Origin of the sequence: Klebsiella sp. MISC125 (assembly GCF_051131775.1) — a bacterium.
Taxonomy (GTDB): domain Bacteria; phylum Pseudomonadota; class Gammaproteobacteria; order Enterobacterales; family Enterobacteriaceae; genus Klebsiella.
In genome coordinates, this window is the sequence record NZ_CP180448.1 from 4,435,645 (window position 1) to 4,449,855 (window position 14,211).

Genomic DNA, 14,211 nt, shown 5'->3' on the forward strand with positions numbered 1-14,211 from the left:
AGCCCGAGACTGATGACAAACTTGGTTTAGATATGGTGCTGTATTCCTGTCGGGTGGCGGCTGACGCCTTACCCGACCTACAAAACCATCAATATCATCAAGTTATGCACTCCCCGTAGGCCCGGTAAGGCGCTAGCCGCCACCGGGCAATTCCAGAAGAGCGCACTTTGTCAGTAATCTGAGGCTTCAGAATCTGAAGCCCTTTTTATTAACAGCACTTCGCCCCACCTTTGCCGCCGTAGCGCGCATCCTGGCGTTCGCGGAAAAACTCTTCGTAGGTCATCGGCGTCTGCTCAGGGTGAGTGGCGCGAATGTGCTCGACGTAGTTGTCGTAATCCGGAACGCCAATCATCATTTTCGCCGCCTGACCTAAATATTTTCCTGCTTTCGAAAGGGTATCGAACATATTTACCTCTAACCACTGCCCCTTTCCCATTCAGGAAAGGGGCTAACTCTATTAGTGCGCGCGTTTAGCCTGAGCCACCAGGTTGTCTGCATCAGCAGGCATCGCCTGGTAAGGGGTCTCTTTCGCCGTCGGTTTGTCCTCTTTCAGCGCCGCCAGCGCGGTTTTAATTGAGAACAGCGCCAGCACCACCACAACCACCATAAAGAAGATGGTCAGACCGGCGTCCAGACGGTTATTAAACACCAGCTGTGCCAGCTGCGATTCGGTGTACTGCGGCGGGATGTTGCCGCTGTCGATCATCGCCTGGAACTTATTGGCAATCGCCAGGAAGCCGACTTTGGTATCGGTGCTGAATGACTTCTGCCAGCCTGCCGTCAGGGTACAAATCAGCAGCCAGGATGTTGGCAGCAGCGCCACCCACGCATAGCGCTGGCGTTTCATCTTAAACAGTACCACCGCGCAGAGCATCAGCGCCATCCCTGCCAGCATCTGGTTGGCGATACCAAACAGCGGCCACAGGGTGTTGATGCCGCCGAGCGGGTCGACCACGCCCTGATGCAGAAAGTAACCCCACGCCAGTACGCATAGCCCGGTCGCAAGAAGGTTAGCCGGAAGCGAACTGGTTTTCTTCAGCCCCGGGCTTATCACTCCCAGCAAATCCTGAAGCATAAAGCGCGCTGCACGCGTCCCGGCGTCTACCGCCGTGAGGATAAACAGCGCCTCAAACAAAATCGCGAAGTGATACCAGAAGGAGACGTCCATCAGCCCACCCAGCGAGCCGTGCAGGATGTAGGCCATCCCCACCGCTAGCGTCGGCGCGCCGCCCGCACGGGAGATAATCGACTGCTCGCCCACTTCTTTAGCTATCTGGCTGAGGGTATCAGGCGTAATGGTAAAGCCCCAACTGCTCACCACCTGCGCCGCTGATGCCACCACATCGGTGACGCCCGCCGGGGCCAGCACTGCCATCGGGCTGTTCATGGCGAAGTAGACGCCCGGGTCGATAATACAGGCTGCCACCAGCGCCATAATCGCCACGAAGGACTCCATGAGCATACCGCCGTAGCCGATAAAGCAGGCCTGACCTTCGTTAGCCAGCATTTTCGGCGTGGTACCGGAGGCGATCAGGGCATGGAAGCCGGAGACCGCGCCGCAGGCGATAGTGATAAACAGGAACGGGAACATACTGCCGCTCCAGACCGGACCGGTGCCATCAATAAACTTGGTCAGCGCGGGCATCGTCAGGGTTGGGCGCATAATCAGGATACCGATCGCCAGACCGACGATGGTGCCGATTTTGAGGAAAGTGGAGAGGTAGTCGCGCGGTGCCAGCAGCAGCCACACCGGCAGGACGGCGGCGATAAAGCCATAGCCCACCAGAATCCAGGTCAGCTGTACGCCGGTATAATCAAACCACGGTGCCCAGGTTGGGCTTTCCGCCACCCAGCCGCCGGAGATAATGGCGAATACCAGCATCACCAGGCCAATCACCGATACCTCGCCGATGCGACCCGGGCGCAGATAGCGAATATAGATCCCCATAAATATCGCCAGCGGGATGGTGAAGGCCACGGTGTAAGTCCCCCACGGGCTGTGAGTCAGCGCTTTCACCACGATCATCGCCAGTACCGCGAGGATGATCACCATGATCATAAAACAGGCCACCAGCGCCAGTACCCCAGCGGTGGGCCCCATCTCCTCCTTGACCAGCTCGCCAAGCGAACGCCCGTCGCGTCGGGTAGAGACGAACAGCACCATAAAGTCCTGCACCGCCCCGGCCAGCACTACGCCCGCGAGGATCCAGATCATCCCCGGCAGGTAGCCCATTTGCGCTGCCAGCACCGGCCCGACCAGCGGGCCCGCTCCGGCAATCGCCGCAAAATGGTGACCGAACAGCACTTTTTTGTCGGTCGGGACATAGTCGAGACCGTCGTTGTGACGCACCGCAGGCGTCATCCGCGTCGGGTCAACTCCCAGCACGTTTTTTGCGATATACAGGCCATAGAAACGATAGGCGATCAGATACACGCAGACTGCCGCGACGACAATCCATAGCGCGTTGATCTGTTCACCCCGGTTTAACGCGATATAACCAAGGGCAAAGGCTCCGATAACGGAGAGCAGTGTCCAGATAAGGTATTTCCCTGAATTATTCATCATTGTGTTCCACAGGTAGGGTAATCAGGATGTTACAATTTGTTTCTAGAACACAATATGGATTTTAACAACTTAGAAACGATGCAGATGTCGCCTGACGGCAATGATTTATCTCACATTGCTAGCGAGATCACTTCTGGCAGGAAAATGAATGAAAATGGAGATGGATATTCTGTAGCTGCACCGCGATGTGTTTCCCGGAGGCGGCGCGTTGCGCCTGTCCGGGCTACCCTACCGCAGACGGTTGCAAACCCGTAGATACTGTGAGCATCGGCAACCATTTTTAGTTGCGGGGCTCTCTCCGGTTTCTGGATGACAGACACACCACCGACAGCACCCTCTGGGTGCTGTTTTTCTATTCCCGCAGTCTTTTCGTCCCTACGCTACCGCTATTCCATGTTGTGACGCATCGAACGGCTCCCCTGACTTCAGCACTCCGTACGCCACCTGCGCCAGCTTGCGCATCATCGCCCCTATGATAACTTTCGCGCGTTTGCCATTCCCTTCCAGTCTCTTTCTGAACGCTTTTCCCCACGCCGTGTGATACAGCGCTGATATTGCTGGCATATATAATGCTCTGCGCAACTGAACCGGACCCGCTTTACTCATCCGGCTCGCCCGCATCACGCTACTGCCTGACTCATGCTGCACCGGCGTCAGCCCCTGCATACGCGGCGAACTGCCGCGCTGTGGCAAACCTCAGCTTCAGTCCCGTATACGCCAGCAGGACCGCCGCCGTTTTCTCGCCGATACCCGGGATGCTGTTCAGCAGCTTCCGCCGTTGCTTCATATCCGGGTCGTTGTCCGTCAGGTCTTTTATCTGTTTTTCGATACGTTTCAGTTCAGCACTCAGGCACTCCAGGAGCACATCGATGCTCGCTAACTGGACCTCCGGGGCTGTTTCCTGACGGTTTTTCTCCTGCGTCTGCATCTCTGTCAGCGCCTGATGCCGTAACACCAGCGCTTTCAGGGCTCGCTCTGTCGGGTGCGGTGCCTCCCATGCTGACGGACGTTTCTCCCGGCAGAAGTGCGCCAGCATACGGGCATCGACTTTGTCGGTTTTACTGCGCAACCCTTCACTACGGGCGAAGGCGGCACTCAGGGCGGGGTTGATAATGGAGACGGTATAACCGGCATCACTCAGATACGCGGCAGCCTCTTCCATGTAGGTACTGGTGGACTCCATGCAGACATGGGCATGGTTCACATCATGGCTGCGAAGCCAGCGGACAAGCGCTTCATGTCCGGAGGGCGTATTTTCGAATTTTTTACCGCGATGTCGACCATCAGGGCGCAGGATATCAACATCGAGCTTAGCTTTGGCAACATCAATGCCGATGAAGTACAGTTCATTTTCCATAGTGAAACCAACCTTGCGAATACGGGTTACCGGTGAAAGCCGGTCCATGATACTGTCCGGTTTATCACATGAGAAAGAACGGCAGTCCGGTGCAAAGATCTACGGAACAGGCGCGAAAGCCTAAGCCCGGACACGGCATCCGGACCGCCATCAGAGAGAACTGGCCGGTTCTTTCTGATGGAGTCATCATACAAGCCCGGACAGATGCGCAGCATCGCCTCCGGGACAATATTCCGCACAGCTGCCACGGTAGCCCGTAGCCCGGCGAAGGCGTTCACGCCGCAAGCCGGGAACAGGCGTCTCCTCAGCCGAGGACCGCCGTGCCCAGACGGCAGGTACAGCAGCGCCGGCCCCGCTCGTCAAATACGGCAATCTCCCAGCTCTGGCCCTGGCGTCCGAGGTGCAGAGGACGGCATTCGCCGCGCACTTTGCCGCTGGAAACCGCCCGGTGATGGGTGGCGTTGAGCTCGGTCCCCACCACGCACTGGCCCTCTTCGGTCATCAACCACCCGGCCATGGAGCCGAGGGTTTCCGCCAGCGCCGCCGATGCGCCTCCGTGTAACAAGCCAAAAGGCTGATGAGTACGGCCGTCGACCGGCATTTCGGCCTCCAGCACACCCTCCTCAATCCGGGTATAGACGATACCCAGATGCGCCACCATCGTATTCGCGCTGGTCGCATTAAGCTCATCCAGCGTCAGCTGACGTTTCCAGGCCATTTATGCCCCCAGCGTCGAGCCGCCGTCCACCACGATATCCTGCAGCGTGATGTGGCTGGCGTGGGCGGAAGCGAGGAACAGAATCGTATTGGCGATCTCCTGCGGGCGGGCAATTTTCCCTAACGGAATGCCCAGCTTAAACTGCTCGCCGAAACCGCGAATACGCTGCTGTTCAGCGTCGTCGCTGACCCACAGCGTCCGCTGCATATCAGTATCCGTCGATCCAGGAGAAACCAGATTACAGCGCACACCGCTGCCCGCCAGCTCAAGGCCGACGGTCAGCGCCAGGCTCTTCAGCGCCGCTTTCGAAGCGCCGTAAGCGCTCATGCCAATGCGCGGGGTATGTGCGGCGTCGGAAGCCACGGTGACAATTGCCCCGCCCTTCTGGCGGCGAAACTGCGCCATCGTCTGCTGGAACAGGTTAAATGCTCCGCCGACGTTGACGGCAAAGGTCTGCTGCCAGTCTTCCAGACTCAGCGTATCGGTCGCCCCCATGCGCAAAATTCCGGCGGCATTGACCAGCACATCCAGTCGCTCGATATTATCCAGCAGGCGGCCGCAGACCTGCGCCACCTGCTGCGCATCGGCAACGTTCAGCGTCTCGGTGGCGAAAGGATAATTGTCGCCTTCAAACGCCAGGTCAAAACCGGTCACGGTCGCGCCAGCCTCAACAAACGCCAGCGCGGTCGCATAGCCGATACCTTTGCCCGCGCCGGTAATCCACACGGTCTGTCCGTGAAAATCTAATCCAGACATTATTTCACCTCGCGGGAAAGCAGCGCCCACCAGGCATCAATGGTCGGATTTTTCGCCAGCACCACGAAGTCGATATCGCCATGAACCTTACGCCAGCGGGCGGCCAGCGCCATCATACGCACCGAATCCAGACCGTAGTCGATCAGGTTTTCATCATCCATTGGCTCGTCGGATTCATCCAGCAGCGGCAGCACCAGCGCGCGCAGCGCGGCTTTCGACGCCGGTAGCGGCAGCAGCTCTTCGGTCATCACCACCCGACCGGAGCGACCCGCGACGTATTTCAGCGCCATCAGGTGCTCTTCACGGCTGAAATCAGCCAGCGCATCGGCAACGAAGAACGGCTTAATATCGCGCATAAACGCGTCGGTCGCCGTGGTCATACAGCCAATATGGGCGTAAACACCGGTGATGATCAGCTGGTCACGACCGGCTTCTTTCAGCATCTCTTCCAGCGGTGAACGATGGAATGCGCTGTAGCGCCACTTCACCAGCACGGTGTCGTTGTCGTCCGGCGCAAGTGCAGCGATCACCTGCTGCTGTTCCGGCGAGCGGGTCAGGCCCGGCCCCCACATATCGTTCAGCAGCGCGCGGTCTTCATCGCTCTGCTCTTTTGGCTGCGCGGTGTAAAACACCGGAATGTTATTCTGTTTGCAGAAATCGCGCAGGGCAGCGATGTTGGCCACCACTTTCTCCATCATTGCGCTGTTTTCGCCCCAGAAATTGAGGAAATATTCCTGCATATCATGGATTAACAGCGCGGCACGGGACGGCTCAAATGCCCAGTTCACTTTGTTCGCCGGGATATCGCTGGCTTCCGGCAGCGCGTAAGCCTGTAATTTAGGGATTGCCATTCTGTCTTCTCCTTCAGCCCAGCTTGCGTTCAGCCAGCCACTGACGTAATTGTTTTTTATCGACTTTGCCCACCGGCGTCAGCGGCAGCGCGTCAACGCACTCCACGCGGTCCGGAAGTTTAAATTCAGCGACCCCTTGTTCACGCAGGAAGCGGCGAACCGCCACCGCGCGCAGAGGTTCTTTGACCACCAGATATGCACAGCTTTTTTCGCCCAGCAGGCTGTCTTCCATGCTGACCAGCGCAACGTGGATCACCGCAGGATGGCGCAGCAGCAGGTTTTCGATCTCTTCCGCTGCGATCTTTTCACCGCCGCGGTTGATCTGATCTTTCTCCCGACCCTGCACGGTGATGTAGCCATCCTCGTCGATCGAAATCAGATCGCCCGAGCAGTAGAAACCGTCGGCATCAAACGCTTCGGCATTGTGCTGCGGGCTTTTGTAGTAGCCGCGGAAGGTATAGGGTCCACGGGTCATCAGGCGCCCCACTTCACCGCGCGGCAGCGGATTACCATCGGCATCGGCCACCCACACTTCATCATCCGGACACATCGGGCAGCCCTGGGTGTTGATAATGCGCTCCGGGCTGTCGTTGAGGCGGGTGTAGTTCACCAGCCCTTCAGCCATGCCGAAGACCTGCTGAAGCTGGCAGCCAATTTCCGCCGGAATACGGGCGGCGAGCGTCGCGGACAGGCGCGCTCCGCCAACCTGTAAAAGCTGCAGCGATTGCAGCTGGGCATTGCTGCCGGAGTCATGGATCTCCTGTAGCCACAAGCTCACCGCAGGCGGCACCAGCGAGGTCAGGTTGATTTGGTGTTTTTCAATCAGCGGGAAACACAGCGTGGCGCTCGGGTCATGCGCCAGCACCACCACGCCACCGGCGAGGAACACGCCTAATGAACCCGGCGAGCTCATGGCGTAGTTGTGGGCGGCGGGAAGCGCGTTCAGATAGCGCGTTTCGGCGCTCACACCGCACAGTTCATTGCTGCGGCGAATGCTGTAGTCATAATCGTTATGGGTGCGCGGGATCAGCTTCGGTGTGCCGGTACTGCCGCCGGAAAGCTGGAAAAACGCCACTTCATCGGCAGGCGTCGGATTCGCCACGAAATTATCGGCCGGTTGTTCAATGGCCGCCGTCAGGCTCTGCTCGCCGCTGTCGTTCAGCAGCAGCGCCACGCGTACCGACGGATGCTGCTCAACAAACGCGTTAAGAAAAGCATCACCAGCAAACAGCGCGTGTTCGCGGTCGGCAATCAGCAGCGCGGGTTCAATCTGGGTGGCATAGGCATTCAGCTCGCTACGTTGATGGCTGAACAACGCGTTAACCGGCGCAACGCCAATACGCAGTAGCGCAAACAGAGTGATATAAAATTCCGCAACGTTACCCAGTTGCACCAGCGCCGTTTCGCCGCGCTTCAGGCCCTGACGTTGTAGCGAGAAGCCAAGGTTATCCACCAGACGGTTGAATTCGCGATAGCTGTACTGTTTGTCGCCTTCGATAATCGCGATGGCGTCGTTTTCCGCATGGCGAGTAATCAGATTGGTGAGCGGCAGATCCTGCCAGTAACCTTTTTGCCGATAGCGGGCCGCAAAATCTTCCGGCCAGCGATTAAATTCAATCATCATAGTCCCTTATTGCAAGCCGAATACGTTCAGCATGGTAGTCAATTTGACGCCGGTTTCGCGCCACTCGCCCAGCGGCGAAGAGGCCGGGACGATGCCTGCGCCAGCAAACAGGCGCAACGTGTGCTGATGCAGACGGGCGCAGCGAATCGTCACCACCCACTCGCCGTTACCTTCGTCATCGCACCAGCCGACAATGCCGCCAAACAGTTGGCGATCAAACGGCTCCAGTTCGTTAATCAGGCGTTTCGCCACCTGATGCGGGAAACCGCTCAGCGCTGGCGTCGGGTGCAGCAGGCAGGCGAGCGACATGGCGTTTTCTTTTGCCAGCGCGGTCCCCTGAATCTGCGTCGCCAGATGCCACAGGGTTGGCGTAGTGGTCAGTTGCGGGAAGTCCGGCAGAGAGAGTTCGCTGCTGCGCGGCGTTAATACGGCTTTCATCGCCTGAGTCACCAGGTCGTGCTCATGACGGTCTTTTGCCGACGCCAGCAGCTTATGCCCCGCTTCGCGATCCAGCACATCGTCCGGCTGACGGCGGGCCGAACCGGCCAGCGGCACCGAGCTAAAATGCGCCCCTTCTTTACGCAGCAGCAGTTCCGGGCTGGCGCCCAGCAGCACGCCGCCGTCTGATAACGGCACGTGAAAGTTAAAGCTGGCCGGGTTCTGGGCGATCAGGCGCTCAAGCAGCGCCCCGCTATCAACCCGTTCGCGAGTGGTGATATCAATCAGGCGCGACAAGACAACTTTGTCCACTTCCGGCGTCGCGGTCAGGGCCGCTGCGCGCTCAACCATCGCCATAAAGGTGTCCTGCTCGGGAATTTCCCGACGCTGCACCACGTCCATTGGCGTCTGGCTTGATGCATAACGCGCGGACTGCTGTTTTTCGGTGCGAGAAAAGTCTTCCCAGCGCTCAGGGATGAACAGCTCGGACGGCTCGTTGGTATCAAACGGGATAGCGCCAACCATCACTGGCTTTGCAATCCCCGCAGCACGCGCCTCTTTAAACGCAGCCGCCATCTTGCTCTGGAACTCACCGGCCAGATTGTCGCCATCGGCGGCGGGATGCGAAAAGCGGCTAAAGCAGCCAGACGTTCTGAAACTGCGGTACGGCGACATAAAGAAGAAGCTTTCCGGCGACAGGGTCATTTTTTTCTCCCGAACATCCTCAGCCAAAGACGTTTCCATATCATCCTCCAAAAAACGATAAAGATATTACGAATAATTATCATTTATATTTTGGTTGGCTAACCTAAAAGGTATTGCTCTACATGTCAACCGTACAGGTAGCATGTTGTGCTACTTAGACTTGCATCCACGCGGCGCAAAGCTGAAAATGAGAAGCATTTATCACAACTTAATCAGGATGCGAATACGTGAATTTCTCCACTTTTTGCCGCCGTACTCTCTTCGCCAGCGGTCTGGCGATTTTAGGAATTAGCTCAGCGCTGGCGGCAGACTGGCCGCGCCAGATTACCGACAGCCGCGGAACGCATACGCTGGAAAGCCAGCCGCTGCGCATTGTCTCCACCAGCGTAACGCTAACCGGCTCGCTACTGGCAATTGACGCGCCAGTCGTCGCCAGCGGGGCCACCACGCCCAATAACCGCGTCGCCGATAGTCAGGGTTTTCTGCGTCAGTGGAGCGATGTGGCGAAAGAACGCAAATTGTCGCGACTTTATATTGGCGAGCCGAGCGCCGAAGCCGTTGCAGCCCAGATGCCGGACCTGATACTGATTAGCGCCACCGGCGGTGATTCGGCAATGACGCTCTACGATCAGCTTTCCACCATCGCCCCGACGCTCATCATTAACTACGATGATAAAAGCTGGCAGGCGCTGCTGACCCAACTGGGGAATATCACCGGCCATGAAAAACAGGCCGCCGGGAGAATTGCTGAATTTGATAAACAGCTGGTGGCGCTGAAAGAAAAGATGAAGCTACCGCCGCAGCCGGTCACCGCGCTGGTCTACACCGCAGCGGCCCACAGCGCCAATATCTGGACCAAAGAATCCGCTCAGGGACAGATGCTCGAACAGTTGGGCTTTACTCTTGCCGACCTGCCCACCGGGCTACACGCCAGCCAGAGCCAGGGGAAACGCCATGATATTGTGCAGTTGGGTGGGGAGAATTTAGCCGCCGGGCTTAACGGCCAGAGCCTGTTCCTGTTCGCCGGTGACCAAAAAGACGCCGATGCGATTTACGCCAACCCGCTGCTGTCGCATCTGCCTGCGGTCGAAGGCAAACGCGTTTATCCGCTGGGGACCGAAACCTTCCGCCTTGATTACTACAGCGCCCTGCTGGTGCTGCAACGGTTATCAACGCTCTTTGGTTAACATCATCGTCCCGGCGCATGCCGCCGGGATATCATCAGACATCATTTCCAACATCATCTCTTTGTTATAAAAACACTTTCTTATTTATATCCAGCCCAAACACCTCATCGCCATCACTCTTTCCTCAGCCGAAATATCATCGTTTTTTGTGTTGTTTTGTGATTAGCCCTGGGCAGCCCGTTAGCCGATTATCTGCTCCACACCACTCACGGTGAGCATTCACAGCAAAAGGAAATTAACGTGGCAACCAGCAAATTGATTAAAGGCGATACCCTTACTGAAACCAGCAACGCAGCTGATGGTTTTAACCCGGCAACCGAAGTGAGCAACTATAGCTATACCTCTGCCCGCGTCACAAAACCGGTTTATAACCAATACAAGTCCTCTACCACTAAACCAAAAGTCTTCGGTTACTACACCGACTGGTCTCAGTACGATGGCCGTCTGCAGGGTGGGGATTCAAAAGATAACCGCGGTCGCGGCTACGATCTGACCAACGTTTCCCCGACAGCCTATGACAAAATCATTGTCGGTTTTGTCGGCGTGACCGGATTCCATAAAGTGGACGGTCTATGGCGTGACGTGGTTGCCGAAGGCGCAGAGTCGTGCGGTAAAGTGCAATATGAGCCGACCTTCCTCGACCCGTGGGGCGATTTCCAGTCCTACGTTAACGTCGGACACGATGTCAGCGGTTGGGACGTCGATCCGAAAACCGTCACTCAGTCGAACACCAAAGGCCTGCTCGGCGGCCTGCGTGACCTGCAAACCAAAGCAAAAGCTCAGGGCCACGAACTGGCGCTGTCCATGAGCATCGGCGGCTGGACCATGAGTAACGGTTTCCACGAAACCGCTGCTTCTGATTCATCCCGTAAAGTCTTCGCCAAAGGCGTGGTGAAACTGTTCAAACAGTTCCCGATGTTCAGCGAAGTGGATATCGACTGGGAATACCCGAACCATGAAGGCGCGGGTAACCCGTGCGGTCCGGAAGATGGTGAAAACTATGCCCTGCTGATTGGCGAGCTACGTAAGCAACTGGATTCCGCAGGCCTGAGCAACGTAAAAATCTCTATCGCCAGCTCCGCTGTGGTTAAAACGTTCGATTACTCTAACGTCAAAGCGCTGCTGAATGCCGGTCTGTACGGCATCAACCTGATGACCTATGACTTCTTCGGCACCCCGTGGGCTGAGACCGTTGCGCACCACACTAACCTGAAAGCGCTGGAAGAAGGCGGCTGGGCAGTGAACACCATCGTTGATCACCTGTTGTCCGAAGGCTTCCCGGCTGACCGTATCAACGTTGGTTATGCAGGCTACACCCGTAACGGCCGCAACGCCGAACTGGAATCCCTGTCTCCGCTGAAAGGCACCTATGATGCAGGCACCGGTACCACCGTGGGTACTTTCGAATCCGGCACGACCGAATGGTATGACGTGATTTATAACTACCTGGATCTGGAAAACCAGAAAGGCCGTAACGGTTTTAACGTTTACACCGACAAGGTTGCCGACGCTGACTACCTGTACAATCCGGAAACCAAACTGTTTATGTCTCTGGACACCCCGCGTTCAGTGAAAGCCAAAGGCGAATACGTAGCGAGCCTGGGCCTGGGCGCGATGTTCACCTGGACTATCGATCAGGACAACGGCGTGCTGGTTAACGCCGCGCGTGAAGGTCTGGGCTACGAGATCTCTTCTAAAGTCGTTGATATGGCGCCGTTCTACTTCGAAGGTATCAACGTTGAACCGACTGATGAAGAAGAGCAAGAAGAGCAGGAACAGGATCAAGATGAAGAGCAGATCGAACCGTCAGTAAACCATGCGCCAAAAGCGGCTATTGAGCTGATGGTAGTTGGCGGCTCCCGCGTTCGTCTTTCCGGCGAAAAATCGTCTGATGAAGATCAAGACGACCTGACCTACAGCTGGGGCGTGCCTGCGGCTATCGATCTGGCGGACAAAACCACTGCGACTATCGAGTTCAATGTTCCGGAAGTGACCGTGGATACTGAGTTCACCTTCACTCTGTTCGTTCGCGATACCTGGGGCGAGCCGTCAACACAGCAGCGCTTTGTGCTCTCTGTGGTTGCCGCTTCCCAGACGGACAAAGACGAAGACGAGTCCGAAGAAGAGTTCGATGATGAGCCTGCGGACGATCAGAATGATGCCGATGACGAATCTCAGCAGGAAGATGATGTTGTTCCAGCGGATGAGACTGCACCTTACCCAACCTGGAGCTCAAGCACTGTTTATGGCGGAAACTGGGGTACTTTCGAAATCGTAAGCTGGAAAGGTCATAACTACCAGGTGAAATGGTGGTCTCAGGGCAACCAGCCGGACCTGAACTGCGGCCAGTTCGCCGTCTGGACCGACCTTGGCGCGTACTAAGCGTTAACCCTCACTGACGAGTGATAACAAGCCCCGGAGCCATCCGGGGCTTTTTATTATTGCTATTCTCGCCTCTCGGTTATTTTTCCCGATGGCGCTGCGCTGACCGGACTACGGATTCACCACCGTCTGCCGCTCAGGTAGCCCGGACAGGTGCAACGCACCGCCTCCGGGAAATGTGCCGGACCTCATGCATCAGCGCGGCTTCGTCCCGGTGGCGCTGCGCTGACCGGGCTACGGGTTCGCCGCCACCTGCAGGTTTGGTAGCCCGGACAGGCGCAACGCGCCGCCTCCGGGAAAGCCCAGCGTATTTAACTTTCGCTGACCATCTCCGGTCGCTGAAAGCGGCGCAGCTCACGCAACAATCCAACCAGGATCACCCCAACAATCACCAGCGCCCAGCCGCTAGCGCTTGCCGAAGCCACTGGCGTCAGAATCGCACCCAGACCGCCGAGCAGAGCCGCGCCAATCGCATCGCCGGTCACGTTCTGCGCCGTCCACAAGCCGTTGATGCGTCCGAGCATATTTTCCGGAGTTTGGCTCTGAATCAACGTATATTGCAGCAGCGAGCTTATCGCGCTCAGCCAGCCAAACACCGCCAGGCACAGCGCGCCAAGTTCCCACATCGGCATCAGACTGAATAACGCAATCGCCACAAACGACCCCACGGTAGACGCCAGCATTAGCGCCCCGGGCTTCGCCGTCTGCGCCAGCTGCCCACTGGTCAACGCCCCCAGCGCCGCACCCAGAGGGATCGCGGCGTACAGCAGGCCAATCTGCGATGTCGACATCTGCCAGCTTCCGGCCAGCGCCGGATAGAGCACACGAACCGCGCTCGCCATCGTCAGCAAACCGCCGAGCAGCGCGATGCCGCCGATAAGCGGGCTGTTAAACAGGAATTTCACTCCCGCCAGCAGCGATTTCAGCGGATGTTCACGCGGCTGCGGAGGCGGCGCTAACTGCGGTAAACGCAGCAGCGTCAGAGTGGTAATAAAGGTCCCGGCCGCCGCCAGACCGTAGTTCCAGGCTACCCCGCCGGTGGCCAGCAGCAGGCTACCGATCATCGGCGAAATCACCGAACCCAGACGCACCGTCAACATGGTGATCGCCCCCGCCTGCATCAGGTTTTCCCGCCCGACCAGCGCCGGAGTCGCCGCCAGCAGCGCAGTCACGCCAATGGAGGCAAACAGGCCGTCCCAGATCCCCAGCAGATAGATAGCAATTAGCGACGGCTCCGGCAGCATGGCGTTCAGGCACAGGCCGACGAAGCCGATCCCGCAGGTACCGCGCGCCAGCAGAATCAAGCGCTTGCGCTCATAGCGGTCGGCCAGCACGCCGCCCACCATCAGGCCAACAAACATCGAAGCGCCGGTTAAGGTGACCGACAACCCCACTTGCCAGGTCGAGTGGGTCATCATCTGGATCTGTACCGGGATCGCCACGCCCAGCAGGCCAAGCGACAGAATTGAGATAAAGCGGGCGATAAAGACGGCGCGAAAGGCCGGATGAGTTTTCAGCAGGCTGAGATTCAGCAGCCGGGATTGTCGGTTCATGACAGCGCCTTGTTATTATTTTCCATACCATTTTTATGGGTGCACATGCTAACATAACCGAATAGAATCGATAA

At 57.5% G+C, this 14,211-nt stretch carries 10 protein-coding genes and 1 pseudogene; 2 read left to right on the plus strand and 9 right to left on the minus strand.

All coding sequences use genetic code 11. The features are described 5' to 3' along the window. Window positions 1-208: 208 nt before the first annotated feature. The 8 genes and pseudogenes from ACMYSL_RS20930 to entC all read right to left on the minus strand — a co-directional run bounded on the left by ACMYSL_RS20930 (window position 209) and on the right by entC (window position 9,054). The gene (locus ACMYSL_RS20930; RefSeq protein WP_004130340.1) at window positions 209-406 is read right to left on the minus strand and encodes a YbdD/YjiX family protein; all 198 of its coding nucleotides are present in this window, start codon (window positions 404-406) and stop codon (window positions 209-211) included. Window positions 407-457: 51 nt separating this feature from the next. Further along, window positions 458-2,563 carry a pyruvate/proton symporter CstA gene (gene cstA / locus ACMYSL_RS20935; protein WP_139538884.1) on the minus strand — a complete coding sequence of 702 codons (2,106 nt, stop codon included), beginning with the start codon at window positions 2,561-2,563 and terminating at the stop codon, window positions 458-460. A gap of 378 nt (window positions 2,564-2,941) precedes the next feature. Continuing rightward, window positions 2,942-3,923, minus strand: a pseudogene (locus ACMYSL_RS20940) (IS110 family transposase). Window positions 3,924-4,227: 304 nt separating this feature from the next. After that, window positions 4,228-4,641, minus strand: a complete 414-nt coding sequence (gene entH / locus ACMYSL_RS20945; protein WP_142466582.1) for a proofreading thioesterase EntH — start codon at window positions 4,639-4,641, stop codon at window positions 4,228-4,230. Continuing rightward, a complete protein-coding gene (gene entA / locus ACMYSL_RS20950; RefSeq protein ID WP_434659832.1) occupies window positions 4,642-5,397 on the minus strand; it encodes a 2,3-dihydro-2,3-dihydroxybenzoate dehydrogenase EntA in 756 nt (251 codons plus the stop codon). Continuing rightward, window positions 5,397-6,248, minus strand: coding sequence for an enterobactin biosynthesis bifunctional isochorismatase/aryl carrier protein EntB (gene entB / locus ACMYSL_RS20955; RefSeq protein WP_182237043.1), 852 nt, complete (start codon window positions 6,246-6,248; stop codon window positions 5,397-5,399). Before entB ends, entA begins: the two co-directional genes overlap by 1 nt. A 13-nt stretch (window positions 6,249-6,261) precedes the next feature. After that, the gene (gene entE / locus ACMYSL_RS20960; protein ID WP_434664187.1) at window positions 6,262-7,869 is read right to left on the minus strand and encodes a (2,3-dihydroxybenzoyl)adenylate synthase EntE; all 1,608 of its coding nucleotides are present in this window, start codon (window positions 7,867-7,869) and stop codon (window positions 6,262-6,264) included. 9 nt (window positions 7,870-7,878) lie between these two features. Beyond that, window positions 7,879-9,054 carry an isochorismate synthase EntC gene (entC, locus tag ACMYSL_RS20965; RefSeq protein ID WP_434659833.1) on the minus strand — a complete coding sequence of 392 codons (1,176 nt, stop codon included), beginning with the start codon at window positions 9,052-9,054 and terminating at the stop codon, window positions 7,879-7,881. A 188-nt stretch (window positions 9,055-9,242) separates the two neighbouring features. Between entC and fepB the strand changes: the two genes are divergently transcribed. Together fepB and ACMYSL_RS20975 are read left to right on the plus strand one after the other, a co-directional pair. Continuing rightward, window positions 9,243-10,202: a Fe2+-enterobactin ABC transporter substrate-binding protein gene (gene fepB / locus ACMYSL_RS20970; RefSeq protein WP_434659834.1), complete on the plus strand. Its 960-nt coding sequence runs from the start codon at window positions 9,243-9,245 to the stop codon at window positions 10,200-10,202. 240 nt (window positions 10,203-10,442) lie between these two features. Next, the gene (locus tag ACMYSL_RS20975; RefSeq protein WP_434659835.1) at window positions 10,443-12,584 is read left to right on the plus strand and encodes a glycosyl hydrolase family 18 protein; all 2,142 of its coding nucleotides are present in this window, start codon (window positions 10,443-10,445) and stop codon (window positions 12,582-12,584) included. 311 nt (window positions 12,585-12,895) lie between these two features. Here the strand turns inward: ACMYSL_RS20975 and entS are convergent, their stop codons facing one another. After that, window positions 12,896-14,137, minus strand: a complete 1,242-nt coding sequence (entS, locus tag ACMYSL_RS20980; protein ID WP_434659836.1) for an enterobactin transporter EntS — start codon at window positions 14,135-14,137, stop codon at window positions 12,896-12,898. Between the last annotated feature and the right edge of the window lie 74 nt (window positions 14,138-14,211).